We start from the raw sequence: 515 nt of genomic DNA on the forward strand, positions 1-515 counted from the left end.
ACTTTTCGGTGGCCAGTAAGGAAATCGAGCGAGGCAAGGGTACACGTGGCCGGGGAGCCGAGGGAAAGCAGAACGTTGCGGTGATGGCCGAAAGCACCCCGTTGGAAGATATCGAAACGGGCAAAAAGGAGAAGCATGTGCGTTATTTCAAGGCCAGGGTACTGGATAGCCATCAAAGTGAAGGAATCAACGGCGTGGTCAGGGACTGCATGGAGGATGATGCCATCGTATTTTCGGACAAAAGCACTTCTTACGTTGACATCTCCGATCTGGTGGAATTGCACGTCACCGAGAAATCAGACGCCAAAACCACCAAGGAAACACTCAAATGGGTGCATATCGCAATCAGTAATGCAAAACGGACATTGCTGGGCAACTACCATAAAATCAAAAGGAAATACTTACAGTTGTATCTCAACGAGTTTATTTACAAATTAAACAGACGGTATTTTGGAGACAAACTCTTTGACAGACTAGTAATTGCGAATATAACAGGTGCATAAACGGATAATCAG

1 pseudogene is annotated in these 515 nt (G+C 46.0%); it reads left to right on the forward strand.

From position 1 onward, the window contains the following. Positions 1–503 (forward strand): annotated as a pseudogene (locus NLF99_RS19650) (IS1595-like element ISBbi1 family transposase); the annotation flags it as partial. Positions 504–515: the final 12 nt, after the last annotated feature.

The organism is Sphingobacterium sp. LZ11T8 (assembly GCF_024261425.1).
Taxonomy (GTDB): domain Bacteria; phylum Bacteroidota; class Bacteroidia; order Sphingobacteriales; family Sphingobacteriaceae; genus Sphingobacterium.